The organism is Pseudomonas sp. B23(2017) (assembly GCF_002113725.1).
GTDB classification, from domain to species: domain Bacteria; phylum Pseudomonadota; class Gammaproteobacteria; order Pseudomonadales; family Pseudomonadaceae; genus Aquipseudomonas; species Aquipseudomonas putida_Z.
Window position 1 is genome coordinate 23,133 of the sequence record NZ_NEJM01000019.1, and the last position, 12,805, is coordinate 35,937.

At 63.7% G+C, this 12,805-nt stretch carries 8 protein-coding genes and 3 pseudogenes; 4 read left to right on the plus strand and 7 right to left on the minus strand.

What is annotated here, in order from left to right:
* Positions 1-9 precede the first annotated feature (9 nt).
* Both CAG46_RS24520 and CAG46_RS24525 read right to left on the minus strand, forming a co-directional pair.
* Positions 10-1,740 (minus strand): ShlB/FhaC/HecB family hemolysin secretion/activation protein, encoded by a 1,731-nt coding sequence (locus CAG46_RS24520; protein ID WP_046616162.1) that lies wholly within the window; start codon positions 1,738-1,740, stop codon positions 10-12.
* Positions 1,741-1,950: 210 nt separating this feature from the next.
* A complete protein-coding gene (locus CAG46_RS24525) occupies positions 1,951-2,358 on the minus strand; it encodes a hypothetical protein (protein ID WP_085618666.1) in 408 nt (135 codons plus the stop codon).
* A 248-nt stretch (positions 2,359-2,606) separates the two neighbouring features.
* Between CAG46_RS24525 and CAG46_RS24530 the strand changes: the two genes are divergently transcribed.
* The 3 genes from CAG46_RS24530 to CAG46_RS24540 all read left to right on the plus strand — a co-directional run bounded on the left by CAG46_RS24530 (position 2,607) and on the right by CAG46_RS24540 (position 9,265).
* Entirely contained in the window at positions 2,607-6,437 is a 3,831-nt protein-coding gene (locus CAG46_RS24530) for a bifunctional diguanylate cyclase/phosphodiesterase (protein ID WP_085618668.1), read from the plus strand.
* A gap of 342 nt (positions 6,438-6,779) precedes the next feature.
* On the plus strand, positions 6,780-8,033 hold the full coding sequence (gene glyA, locus CAG46_RS24535) for a serine hydroxymethyltransferase (protein WP_025337620.1): 1,254 nt from the start codon (positions 6,780-6,782) through the stop codon (positions 8,031-8,033).
* Between the two features lie 278 nt (positions 8,034-8,311).
* Positions 8,312-9,265, plus strand: coding sequence for an arsenic resistance protein (locus tag CAG46_RS24540; RefSeq protein WP_085618670.1), 954 nt, complete (start codon positions 8,312-8,314; stop codon positions 9,263-9,265).
* Positions 9,266-9,526: 261 nt separating this feature from the next.
* Here the strand turns inward: CAG46_RS24540 and CAG46_RS24545 are convergent, their stop codons facing one another.
* The gene (locus tag CAG46_RS24545) at positions 9,527-10,456 is read right to left on the minus strand and encodes a malate dehydrogenase (protein WP_085618672.1); all 930 of its coding nucleotides are present in this window, start codon (positions 10,454-10,456) and stop codon (positions 9,527-9,529) included.
* 252 nt (positions 10,457-10,708) lie between these two features.
* Here CAG46_RS24545 and CAG46_RS24550 point away from each other — a divergent pair, with 252 nt between their 5' ends.
* Positions 10,709-11,218 (plus strand): ferritin-like domain-containing protein, encoded by a 510-nt coding sequence (locus CAG46_RS24550; protein ID WP_085618674.1) that lies wholly within the window; start codon positions 10,709-10,711, stop codon positions 11,216-11,218.
* Positions 11,219-11,259: 41 nt separating this feature from the next.
* Here CAG46_RS24550 and CAG46_RS24555 read toward each other — a convergent pair whose 3' ends face one another.
* The 4 genes and pseudogenes from CAG46_RS24555 to CAG46_RS29405 form a co-directional block, all read right to left on the minus strand.
* Positions 11,260-12,135: a manganese catalase family protein gene (locus CAG46_RS24555; RefSeq protein WP_085618676.1), complete on the minus strand. Its 876-nt coding sequence runs from the start codon at positions 12,133-12,135 to the stop codon at positions 11,260-11,262.
* Between the two features lie 58 nt (positions 12,136-12,193).
* A pseudogene (locus CAG46_RS29205) lies at positions 12,194-12,286 on the minus strand (general stress protein); the annotation flags it as partial.
* A pseudogene (locus tag CAG46_RS29400) lies at positions 12,287-12,433 on the minus strand (general stress protein); the annotation flags it as partial.
* Positions 12,428-12,547: pseudogene (locus CAG46_RS29405) on the minus strand (KGG domain-containing protein); the annotation flags it as partial. The pseudogenes CAG46_RS29400 and CAG46_RS29405, both read right to left, overlap by 6 nt.
* Positions 12,548-12,805 lie beyond the last annotated feature (258 nt).

Here is a 12,805-nt window from a genome sequence, read left to right on the forward strand (position 1 = left end):
AAAGCGCTGTTAAAGGAAGATGTCCAGGCGGAAGTAAACCGGTGCCTCGCGTGCTTCGATTGCGGCGGGCCGCTCGAGGGAGTGGGCAAAGGTCACGCTGGCGGACAGGTGCTTGCCGCGAGCGAACAGCTCGACCGCATCGCTGGACAGCCGGCCACTTTGCCCGCTGTTGTAGCGATCATGGCGAATCGCGCCGACGTCGTAGGCCAGCCCCAGGCCATATTCGGCCAGCACGGGTTGCAGCCAGTCCCAGGCCACCGGCCGGCTCCAGCGCACATCGTTGCGCCAGTAATAGCCACTGTCTCCGTTCAGGCTCTGGTCCTTGTAGCCACGGATCGAGGACTGGCTGCCCAGGCTCATGCGTTGCGAGCTGAACAGCAGGTCTTCACTGCGCTGGCCAGTGACCAGGCTGCTGAACACCAGCGACTCACCCCACAGCTTGAACGGCTGCAGGTAGCTGACCGTAGCGGTGTACTTGCGGTACCGAGCGTTGGGCAGGCGCTTGCCGGTGCTGCTGCGCTGGTCTTCGCCCTGGGCATCGAAGGCACCGATGCCGTTCTGCATGCCCAGGTCGACGTTCACGAACGCATTGCCGACCCGCCGCCCGTGGTTGATGCCGAACTGCGCTTCACTCAAGCGGTTGCTGCTGGTGTCCAGCTTGCTGTCTTCGATGAAGTTGTTGGTGCGCAAGTAGCTCAGGCCGGTGTTGAGCGAAGTCTTGCTCATTGCATCGCGGTGTATCACCCGTTCCAGCCGCAGCTGGTGGTTCTGGCTGTCACCGTCCTGCTTGAAATTGAAGCCTGAAGCCTCGCCCAGCGAACGGTACTCGCTCTGGCTGTAGCTGTAGCTGAGGTTCCACCAGCCGAATGGCAGGTTGTAGTAGAGCATGGCGCTGCGCGAGGTCTTCTGGTGGTCGCTGATGGCATCGTGGCTGCCACGCAAAACCAGTTGGTCGGCCAAGCCAAGCGGGCTGTCCCATTCCAGGCTGCTGCCCCATTGCTGCTCGCCGGTGCTGCGCTGGCCATCGTTGCTTCGCGACAGGCCCACGCGCCATGGCTTTTGTGGGGCGTTGCGCACCACCACTTCGCTGCCGCCCACCGCCTTGCCGGGGGTCAGTTCCATTTGTGCCTGGTTCGATGGCAGGCGGTTGAGCTGATCGACCATCTGTTCGATCTGGCGCAGGTTCAGCAGCTCGCCGGTGCCGCCCGGAAAGCTCATGGCCAGCTCACGAGGGGAAAGCTTGCTGCCTTCTGCCGGCTTCAGGCCTTCGAGACGGCCCTCCACCACGATGACCTTCAGGCGGCCGTTGGACAGGTCCTGCTGGGGCAGGTAGGCACGGCTGGTGACCAGGCCTTTCTGAATATAAAGATCGGTAACGCTCTTGAGCAGCGCGTTCAGCTGCGTGACACCAAGGCACTGGCCAAGATAGGGTTTGAGCAGGCGCTCGCGTTCCGACGTGGAGAGCGCATCAGCACCCTCCAGCACGATATCGCTGATCGGAAAACAGCGGCTGTCATCGGGTTTGACCGGCGCGACCGGCTCGGCGCCCCGGCCAGGTAGCTCCTGCAACTGTTCCAGACGCCGCTGCTGCTCTTCAAGCAGGCGGTTCTGACGGTCACGAATCAGCTCCTGGTCGCCGGGTGTCCCCATCGGCGCAGCGGAGGCAACATTTGCCAAAGTGGCAAGAAACGCGCATGCAAGCCAGCCCATGCCGCGCTGACCCAGGGAGGGGAAAAACATGTTCGATCCTTCGAAATAGAGCGGTAGAGCGAAAAGCCGACGAGTTTATTCGGGCATTCCCATGGCATCAATAAGCCATCGACGCACGGTAGGGTAAGCAAGGGTTGAAGGTGGAGGCAGGATCGATTGAATGATTGGGAAACTCATGACCTGTGCCGGCCTCTTCGCGGCTGAAGCCCCACACAGGGACCGCACAGGTCTTGAGATGACTCAGACGTGACGCTGCCTGGCCTTGCCGCGCGGCAACCGGCAGCGCTCGCCCTGCTCGGCCAGGCGCGCGGCCCAGGCCGATTTCACGCTGAAGCCACCGTTACGGGCAGGCTGCTGTTCGACCACCTGGGCCGGTTTGGCCGCCGCAGGCGCAGTACCGACGACCTTGGCGGCGGGCTTGCTGGCCGCAGCCACAGCCACCACCGGCTCAGCTGCCGCCTTGGCGGTCTTGCGCAGTTCAGCCAGCGAAGGGCTCTTGCTCTTGGCGACAGCTGCCGCCTCGGGTTTGCTCAGCGAACGCTGGCAAGACTTGCAGGATACGTCCTCGGTCACGGCAGTGCTGACAAGGGTCTGACTGCTGCGCCCGCAGGCGGAATCGAGGCCATTGGAGGAAAAGTGAGTAACCAAAACCGAACATCTCCGATGCGTTGTCATTTGAAGCGGGCGCTATTCTCGCACAGGTTGCAGGGGCTTGCCGAACCACCGGGCAGGCACCACCGGTCACATTGGCTGGCACTTTGCCATAATCCTAGGCATGCTAGCTCGTTTCGGGTGTCCGGCCTTATAGTGCGCCACCGCTGTCTGGCAACCAGACACCGGCACACACCGTGCATGATCCATCCCTGCCATCGCCAGCCCAATCGCAGGATCAACGCTTGACCAATCTTACTCATCCGTCGTCATTGCGTTCCGCGCCACAGGCGCCCGTCGCCTCGCTGCGCGGGTCGATCAAGGGTGCGCTGGCGCTGCTGGCCCTGATCCTGCTGGGCCTGCTGCTGTGGCAGCTGTTCGCCCAGTTCAACCATACCCAGGCCGACCTGCGCAAACAGAGCCTGGATGCCACCGCCGAACTGGCCGACCACCTGAGCCTGAACATGGCGTTCAAGGCCCAGCAGGCCGTGAATGTGGTGCAGCCTTACGTCAAGGCGCCGACGCCCTCGGCCCTGCCCAGCCTGCTGGGCACCCTGCGCGAGCGCCTGCCGGCCCTGCAGAGCATGGCCTGGCTAGACGCTACCGGGCAGGTGCAGGCCGACAGCCTGGCCGGCAGCCCCGACCGCCATTTGCTTGACGAGCTGCTCAGGCTGAACCAGGGCAGCCCGTACTTCTTCACCAATTCGGCCGACAACCGCACCCTCTACCTGTTGCTACGCCAGGCCACCGAACAGGGCCGCGGCTACTGGCTGCTGCGCCTTTCGCCGGACTATTACCGCACCCTCACCCTCCATCTGGATGGTGCCGGCCACCCGCTGTGGCTGCTGGAAAACAGCCGCAACGGCGAGGTACTGCAAAGCCATGCGCCAGCCGACACCAGCAACGAGCCGCTGCAAAGCGTGATGCTGGCCTTCATCGACAACAGTACCTGGCAGTTGCGCGGCCTGTTCGACGCCAAGCTGGCCCAGCAGAAGCTGCTGCCGGCGCTGCTCGGCAAATGCCTGCTGGTGCTGTTCTGCGCCCTGCTGCCGGTGTTGGCCCTGATCAACATGCGCCGCCGCCAACGGGCGCTGCAGGAAGACCGCCGGCGCTACCAGGAAATCTTCGAAGGCACCGGCGTGGCCTTGTGCGTGCTCGACCTGTCCAGCCTGCCCGGCCAACTCGACCGCTACCACCTGCGCAACCGTGCCGCGCTCAAGCACAGCCTGGCCCTGGACCCCAACCTGCGCCGCTCGCTGCTGCTGGAGCTGAAGATCACCGAGATCAACCAGGTGGCCCGCCAGTTGTTGAACATCGACAGCCACGAAGGTGCCTGGCAGCGCCTGATCGACGGCACTGGCGATGGCCGCGACAGCATCGGCATGCAACTGATCGACGCGCTGATCGAGCAGCGCCCGCTGCTGGAGCTGGAAGTGCGCCTGCCGGCGCCACTGGGTGGCGAGCTGCACCTGTGGCTGATGGCCCGCCTGCCGCAGCAGCGCCGCGATTACCAGGCAGTCATCCTCAGCATAAGCGACATCACCAGCCGCAAGCAGGTGGAGCTGTCGTTGCTGGAGCGCGAAAGCTTCTGGTCGGACGTGGTGCGAACCGTGCCCGACCAGCTGTACGTGCAGGACGTGCTCAGCCAGCGAATGATTTTCAGCAACCGCCACCTCGGCCAGACGCTGGGCTACGACCGTACCGAGCTGGCGCAGATGGGCGACCGCTTCTGGGAGCTGCTGCTGCACCCCGAGGACGCCGCGCACTACCAGGCGCTGCGCCAGCAACAGCGCGACAGCGGCCATGACCAGCCGCTGCACTGCCAGCTGCGCTTCCGCCACCGTGATGGCGGCTGGCGCTGCTACGACATCCGCGAACAAGTGCTGACCCGCGACGCCGATGGCCTGGTGACGCGCATCATCGGCGTGGGCAAGGACGTGACGGTGCAGATCGAGGCCAGCCAGTCGCTGCGCGACAGCGAACAGCGCTACCGCATGCTCGCCGAAAGCATCAGCGACGTGATCTTCTCCACCGACAGGCTGCTCCAGCTCAACTACGTAAGCCCCTCGGTGCAGGCCGTGCTGGGCTACCAGGCCGACTGGATCTTCGCCAACGGCTGGCAGTCGATCGTCGCCAACCCGTCCCAGCTCACCGGTATCTACAGCCTGATGGAGCGCGTCAGCAAGGCCATGGGCGACCCGGCCCAGCTGGCCCAGCTACGCAGCCAGCTGCCCACCCAACTGTTCCTGTTCGACTGCCTGCGCGCCGATGGCCGCAAGATCCCCATCGAACTGCGCCTGGTGCTGGTGTGGGACGATGAAGAACGCTTCGAAGGCGTGCTCGGGGTGGGCCGCGACATCAGCCAGCAACGCCGCGCCGAAAAAGACCTGCGCATGGCCGCGACGGTATTCGAGCACTCCACCTCGGCCATCCTCATCACCGACCCGGCCGGCTATATCGTCCAGGCCAACGAAGCGTTCAGCCGCGTCAGTGGCTACGCCGTCAGCGAGGTGCTCGACCAGTTGCCGGGCATGCTTACCGTCGATGAGCAGCAGGAAGGCCACCTGCGCTACGTGGTCAAGCAGCTTTACCAGCGCGGCAGCTGGGAGGGCGAGGTGTGGCTCAAGCGCCGCGACGGCGACCACTATCCGGCCTGGGTCGGCATTACCGCGGTGCTGGACGACGAAGGCGACCTGGCCAGCTACGTGTGCTTCTTCACCGACATCAGCGAGCGCAAGGCCAGCGAACAGCGCATCCACCGCCTGGCCTACTACGACGCCCTCACCCACCTGCCCAACCGCACGTTGTTCCAGGACCGCCTGTACAACGCCCTGCAGCAGGCCGAGCGGCAAAAGGCCTGGGTGGTGCTGATGTTCCTCGACCTGGACCGCTTCAAGCCGATCAACGACTCCCTCGGCCACGCTGCCGGCGACCGCATGCTCAAGGACATGGCCCAGCGCCTGCTGGCCTGCGTGGACAACGACGACACCGTGGCGCGCATGGGCGGCGACGAGTTCACCCTGCTGCTGCAACCGCGCGCTACCCGCGAGATGGCACTCAACCGCGCCATCCACGTGGCCGAGAACATCCTCGGCAGCCTGGTGCGGCCGTTCGTGCTGGAAAACCGCGAGTTCTTCGTTACCGCCAGTATCGGCATCGCCCTCAGCCCGCAGGACGGCAGCGAGCTGAGCCAGCTGATGAAAAACGCCGACACCGCCATGTACCACGCCAAGGAGCGCGGCAAGAACAACTTCCAGTTCTACCAGGCGGAGATGAACGCCAGTGCCCTGGAACGCCTGGAGCTGGAGAGCGACCTGCGCCATGCCATGGAGCAGAACGAGTTCATCCTCTACTACCAGCCGCAGTTCAGCGGCGACGGCAAGCGCCTGACCGGCGCCGAAGCCCTGCTGCGCTGGCGCCACCCGACCCGCGGCCTGGTGCCGCCGGGCGATTTCATCCCGGTGATCGAAGAACTGGGCCTGGTGGTGGATGTGGGCGACTGGGTGCTGCGCGAGGCCAGCCGCCAGCTCAAGGCCTGGCACAAGGCCAAGGTGCGCGTGCCCAAGGTGTCGGTGAACATCTCGGCACGGCAGTTCTCCGACGGCCAGCTGGGCACGCGCATCGCCACCATTCTGGAAGAAACCGGCCTGCCACCGGCGTGCCTGGAGCTGGAGCTGACCGAAAGCATCCTGATGCGCGAAGTGAACGAAGCCATGCAGATTCTCGCCAGCCTGAAAAACCTCGGCCTGAGCATCGCGGTGGACGACTTCGGCACCGGCTACTCGTCGCTGAACTACCTCAAGCAGTTCCCGATCGACGTGTTGAAGATCGACCGCACCTTCGTCGACGGCCTGCCTGAAGGCGAGCAGGATGCGCAGATTGCCCGGGCGATCATCGCCATGGCCCACAGCCTCAACCTGGCGGTGATCGCCGAAGGGGTGGAAACACACGAGCAGCTGGAGTTCCTGCGCGAGCATGGTTGCGACGAGGTGCAGGGCTACCTGTTCGGGCGGCCGATGCCGGCGCATCAGTTCGAGGCGCAGTTCGCCAACGAGAAGCTGTTCATGTTCCATTGACCCCGACGCCTCCTGGCGTGCGCGGACTCTTGTAGGAGCGGCCTTGCGTCGCGAAAGGACCGCAACGCGGTCCCGACAATTTCGGCGGCAACGCTGCAATCGTGGGGCCGCTGCGCGCCCCTTTCGCGACACAAGGCCGCTCCTACAGGGACCGCGCCCGGCCTGAGAAGCGCACCTGTAAAAACGGACCTTCGAGTCAACTCCAGTTCCCGCCCAGCCCAGACACGGCGCGGGATGCAACATGAAGCCCATTGGTCCGCGACTTGATGCCACTTCATATGCCAGCCGCGAATCAATCGGTTAGAATGCCCCCCCAATTCACCCCGATCCTTGAGGACCGCCATGTTCAGCCGTGATTTGACCATTGCCAAGTACGACGCCGAGCTCTTCGAAGCCATGCAGCAAGAAGCTCTGCGCCAGGAAGAGCATATCGAGCTGATCGCTTCGGAAAACTACACCAGCCCGGCAGTCATGGAGGCCCAGGGCTCGGTCCTGACCAACAAGTACGCCGAAGGCTACCCGGGCAAGCGCTACTACGGTGGTTGCGAGTATGTCGACGTCGTCGAGCAGCTGGCCATCGACCGTGCCAAGGAACTGTTCGGCGCCGACTACGCCAACGTCCAGCCGCACGCCGGCTCCCAGGCCAACGCCGCCGTCTACCTGGCCCTGCTGTCGGCCGGTGACACCATCCTGGGCATGAGCCTGGCCCACGGTGGCCACCTGACCCACGGTGCTTCGGTAAGCTCCTCGGGCAAGCTGTACAACGCCATCCAGTACGGCATCGACGGCAACGGCCTGATCGACTACGACGAAGTCGAGCGCCTGGCTGTCGAGCACAAGCCGAAGATGATCGTTGCCGGCTTCTCGGCCTACTCGCAGGTTCTGGACTTCGCCCGCTTCCGCGCCATCGCCGACAAGGTCGGTGCCTACCTGTTCGTCGACATGGCCCACGTTGCCGGCCTGGTTGCCGCTGGCGTGTACCCGAACCCAGTTCCGTTCGCCGACGTGGTCACCACCACCACCCACAAGACCCTGCGCGGCCCGCGCGGCGGCCTGATCCTCGCTCGCAAGAACGAAGAGATCGAGAAGAAGCTGAACTCCGCCGTCTTCCCTGGCGCCCAGGGTGGCCCGCTGGAGCACGTCATCGCTGCCAAGGCCATCTGCTTCAAGGAAGCCCTGCAGCCTGAGTTCAAGGCTTACCAGCAGCAGGTCGTGAAGAACGCCCAGGCCATGGCCAGCGTGTTCATCGAGCGTGGTTTCGACGTGGTTTCCGGTGGCACCCAGAACCACCTGTTCCTGCTGTCGCTGATCAAGCAGGAAATCTCCGGCAAGGACGCTGACGCCGCCCTGGGCAAAGCCTTCATCACCGTCAACAAGAACTCGGTACCGAACGACCCACGTTCCCCGTTCGTCACCTCGGGCCTGCGTTTCGGCACCCCAGCCGTTACCACCCGTGGTTTCAAGGAAGCCGAGTGCCGCGAGCTGGCTGGCTGGATCTGCGACATCCTGGCAGACCTGAACAACGAAGCGGTGATCGACGCCGTGCGTGAGAAGGTCAAGGCCATCTGCAAGAAGCTGCCGGTTTACGGCAACTGATTGGCGATTGCCTGACAGGAAAAAGCCCGGCCTAGTGCCGGGCTTTTTCGTTTGACTCAGGCGGCATGACTTGAAGTCGATGCGGTCAATGTGGGAGCGGCCTTGTGTCGCGAAAGGGGCGCGCAGCGGCCCCACGATTGCAACTTCACCATCGAGATCGCCGGGACCGCTTTGCGGTCCTTTCGCGACACAAGGCCGCTCCCACAAAAAACCGCGCCCCCTACTGGCAGCAGGTATTACCCTGTGCCTCCTCCATACCACCGAGCACAGGCCGTACCTTGACCAGAGAGCAACTCGAAACCCACCAGGTCCCGATCTACTTCGTCGCCGTGCTCGCCGCCGTCACGTTCGGCCTGCTGACCAGCGACGCTGCGCAGCTCCTGGAAGCGCTGGTCACCCCCGCTATCGCCGCGCTGATGTACGCGATGTTCCTGCAGATCCCCTTCCTCGACCTGCGCCAAGGCCTGAGCAACCGCCGCTTCATCAGCGCCTTGCTGCTGGCCAACTTCATCTTCGTGCCGCTGCTGGTATGGGCCATCACCCGTGGGCTGGTGGCACACCCGGCGATACTCGTCGGCGCCTTGCTGGTGCTGCTGACACCGTGCATCGACTACGTGGTGGTGTTCACCCACATCGGCAAAGGCGACTCCCGCCTGACACTGGCCGCCACCCCCGTGCTGCTGTTGGTGCAGCTGGCGCTGCTGCCGCTCTACCTGGCCCTAATGCTGGGTGAGAGCAGCAATGTGGCCATCTCCATCACCCCGTTCCTGGAAGCCTTCGTGCTGCTGATCGTACTGCCTATGGCGCTTGCCGTGCTCACCAGCGCCGGCGCCCGTCGCTCGCGCACGGTCTCGATCTGGAACGACGCCTGGGCGTGGATGCCGGTACCCGCCATGGCCCTGGTGCTGGTGGTAGTGATCGCCTCGCAGATTGCCGTGGTGCTGCGTGATTTCGACCGTTTGCTGCCGGTGATTCCGGTGTACATCGGCTTCATGCTGTTGGCGCCGGTGCTCGGGTTCGTTGCATCGCGCTTGCTGCGCTTGCCAGTGACCGAGACACGCGCGGTAACTTTCAGCGCCGCCACGCGCAACTCGCTGGTGGTGCTGCCATTGGCGCTGGCGTTGCCGGAAGACATGCGCGGGCTGGCCGCCGCTGCGGTGATTACCCAGACGCTGGTGGAGCTAGTGTGTGAACTGGTTTACGTAAGGGCAGTGCCGCTGTTCGTACGCTGATCCGCCAGCGCACGCCAGAGCAACAGTCTGTGCTGCCTGCGCTGGCCTCATCGCCGGCAAGCCAGCTCCCACAGGTGCAGCGCAAGTCCCCAGGCCTGCGATGAACCTGTGGGAGCGGGCGAGCCCGCGAAGGGCTGCGGAGCAGCCCCTCGATATCTGCGGCAGCGCTAACATCCGGGGGGCCGCGTCGCGGCCCTTTCGCGACACAAGGCCGCTCCTACAACCGACCGCGTCACCCCGCCCCAAGGCGCTCGGCCTCGCTTACAAGGCCTTCATCTCAGCGATATCCCGCGCCACCTGATCTGCAGAATGGTCGAACATCAGCTGCTCCTGCGCATCCAGCGGCAACTCGATCACCCGCGCCAGCCCCTCCCCTGCCAGCACACAGGGCACACCCATGGCGATATCCGTGCGCCCGTACTCGCCTTCCAGAATCGCCACCGCCGGCAAGATGCGGTTTCGCCCATTGGCGATCGCATCCACCATCTGCGCAATCGCCACGCCCGGCGCATCGCAGGCGCTGCCCAGCTTCTTCAGCCCCAGGATCTCGCCACCACCCTTGCGGGTGCGTTCGACGATCTGCTCGATCTGCTCGCTGGAAAGGAAGTGCGACAGCGGCACCGAGCCGATCTGGCAATAGCGCATCAGCGGCACCATGCTATCGCCATGCCCGCCCAGGACCAGCGCCGTGATATCCCGGGCAGAAAACCCGGTCTGCTCGGCGATGAAACACTTCATGCGCGCGGTATCCAGCACCCCTGCCTGGCCGAACACCTTGCTGCGCCCCTGCCCGCTTAGGCTCCAGGCGCGATAGGTCAGCACATCGACCGGGTTCGACACCACCAGCACCGTCGCCGTTGGCGCATGCTGTTTGATGTCCGCCATGATGCTATCGATAATCGGCAGGTTGATGCTCAGCACGTCCTGACGCGACTGCCCCGGCTTGCGCGGCACGCCTGCGGTAATGACCACCAGCTCAGACCCGCCCAGCATGTCAGCCTTGGCCCCGCCGTGAACCCGGGTGTCGGAACCCGACTCGACTGCCGCCTGCCACACATCCAGCGCCTTGCCCTGGGCCAACTCACCCTGCACATCCATCAACACCAGCTCACGGCACAACTCTTCCCGGGCGATGATCTGCGCCGCCGCCTCGCCGACCATGCCGGCACCCACGATTGTCAGTTTGTTCACGTGACACCTCCCAGCGGCGCGCGCCACCAGGAACACGCCTGCAATACACAGAAGTATTGCCCGCTGAGGCGAAAAGGCCACTCGAAGGTTGATGCGAGCCCTCGCCGGTGCAGCACCCGGCCGACCAGATACGTACTTCTTCGCGGATGTCCTCGGCCTCGCCTTCGCTTGTCCCGTTCGTCGGTCCAGCCGACCGTGACAGCGGTGAGGGTTCTCTGAACAGGTACCCATCACTGGAAACGAGGACTGATCATGGCAACTCCAAGGGACAACCTGCTCGACTGGCTGCGTGATGCCCATGCAATGGAGCAGCAAGCGGAAAGCATGCTCAAAGGCCAGGCTGAGCGCCTGGAGCACTACCCGGAACTCAAGGGCCGTATCGTCAGGCATATCGAAGAGACTCAAGGCCAACAGCGCGTGCTGGTGGAGTGCATCGAGCGCTTGGGCGGCAGCACATCGACCTTGAAGGACCTGGCCGGCAAACTCATGGCGTTCGGGCAGGCAGTGGGCGGGATGGCCATGAGCGATGAAGTAGTAAAAGGCGCCATGGCAGGGTACGTGTTCGAGAACATGGAAATCGCGTCTTACACGGTGCTGATCGAGGCGGCCGAGGCGGCCGGGGACAGCGCCACTGCACAGGCATGTCGTTCGATTCTGAAGGAAGAAGTCGCCATGGCCGAATGGCTGAAGGAGCATCTGCCGGAGGTCACCCGGGCGTTCCTGGCCCGCTCGGCCGACCCTGACGCCACAGCCAAGCGCTAAGTGTGCTGCCCGCGACGGATCAACTCCGGCGCGGGCATTTCTCATTGCTGTCCGCTGTTGACCTTGCCCAGCTCCGCTCCAGTCAGCGGTTGCGCCTCCGGGTTCGACTGAGTGCGAAGCTTCATTGCCTCGACCACCGACGCACTGTGCTCGTCCAGCTGGATGCTGGCAGAGCCATCGCCGCCGTCTACCGCCGGTTGAGGCTCGTCGACATAAATCCAGTCCTGCCCCTGGTTCCACGCCCCACGCATTTCACCGCCCTGGGACAGGTTGAAATAGGTGCGGTTGAGCTCTGGGTCACCTTGCAACTTACCTTGCGGGAAGTTTGGCTGGATGGCGTGCAATGCCTTCTCGAACGACATCTGGTGGGCGATTTCGCGGCTCATCAGGAAGCCCAGCGCCTCCTTGATGCCTGGGTCGTCGGTGACGTTGATCAGCCGTTCGTAGACGATCTTGGCCCGCGCCTCGGCGGCAATGTTCGAACGCAGGTCGGCAGTCGGTTCGCCAATGGTATCAATGTAGGCAGCGTTCCAAGGTACGCCGGCGGAATTGACCAGCGGCGCCCCGGCCCCATACAGCAGGCTGGTGACATGTGAATCGTTGCCGGCACCGGTCAGCGAGCGGTAGAGCTCGCCCTCGGCCTCCACGCCTTCAGCAAGGTTGCCCTTGGCTCCTATGTTGAGCATCACCACGATCGATCCGATGATCTCCAGGTGGCTGAGTTCCTCGGTCGCAATGTCGTAGAGCATGTCCTTGCGGCCAGGGTCATCCTCACTGACCGCTTGGGTGAAATAGCGCATGGCGGCAGCCAGCTCGCCCTGCGGGCCACCGAACTGCTCCAGCAACAGGTTGGCCAGGCCCGGATCAGGCTGTGCCACGCGTACGGTGTATTGCAATCGCTTGTTGTGCATGAACATAAGCAGGTCCTCAGGCATGCAGGGGCAGCGCGGCTGCCCCTGCGTTTTTCACGGATGACTAGCGGTTGTCGTCACTCTTGCGACCACCGCCGTGGCTATGTTGGCCACCGACCCGTCCGGCCTCCGAGGCCTTTTCCCGGTCATTGGCGAAGTTGCCCCCGGACTCCTGACCGCCCTTGCGGCCAGCTTCGGACGCCCGCTCAGGGTCGTTCTTGAAATTGCCACCCGACGCCTGGCCACCCTTGTGGCCTGCTTCCGATGCGCGCTCTGGATCGTTCTTGAAGTTACCCCCTGACATCTGGCCGCCTTTCTGCCCGGCCTCCGATGCCTTTTCGCGATCGTTGGCAAAGTTGCCTGAATTGGTATTGGCGTTGCCACCTTGGTTACCACGGTTGTCCTGATTGCTAGCCATGATTGAAACCTCATGTCGGTAGTTACACAGGAAGGTCTGTGTTCATCAGTGACAGAGCCCAAGCGGCGCGTCTTGCAACGAATTCTGAAAGAGCTGACGAAATGCCCTAATGGAAGTGGCCCCTACTTCTTGCGAAAACGATCATGGTGGCGAGGTATACAAATTGCGTTTATCAGCGGCGCTCAAAGCTTTGTCCAAAAAACAATCGCCCGCCTTTGGGGCGAAACACTGTTTGATTCGCAGCCAGCCATCTATCCG

Bases quoted from the DNA above. Each gene is read 5' to 3' on its own strand.
- CAG46_RS24520 (WP_046616162.1), bottom strand. From the start codon at position 1,740: ATGTTTTTCCCCTCCCTGGGTCAGCGCGGCATGGGCTGGCTTGCATGC.
- glyA (WP_025337620.1), top strand. From the start codon at position 6,780: ATGTTCAGCCGTGATTTGACCATTGCCAAGTACGACGCCGAGCTCTTC.
- CAG46_RS24550 (WP_085618674.1), top strand. From the start codon at position 10,709: ATGGCAACTCCAAGGGACAACCTGCTCGACTGGCTGCGTGATGCCCAT.
- CAG46_RS24555 (WP_085618676.1), bottom strand. From the start codon at position 12,135: ATGTTCATGCACAACAAGCGATTGCAATACACCGTACGCGTGGCACAG.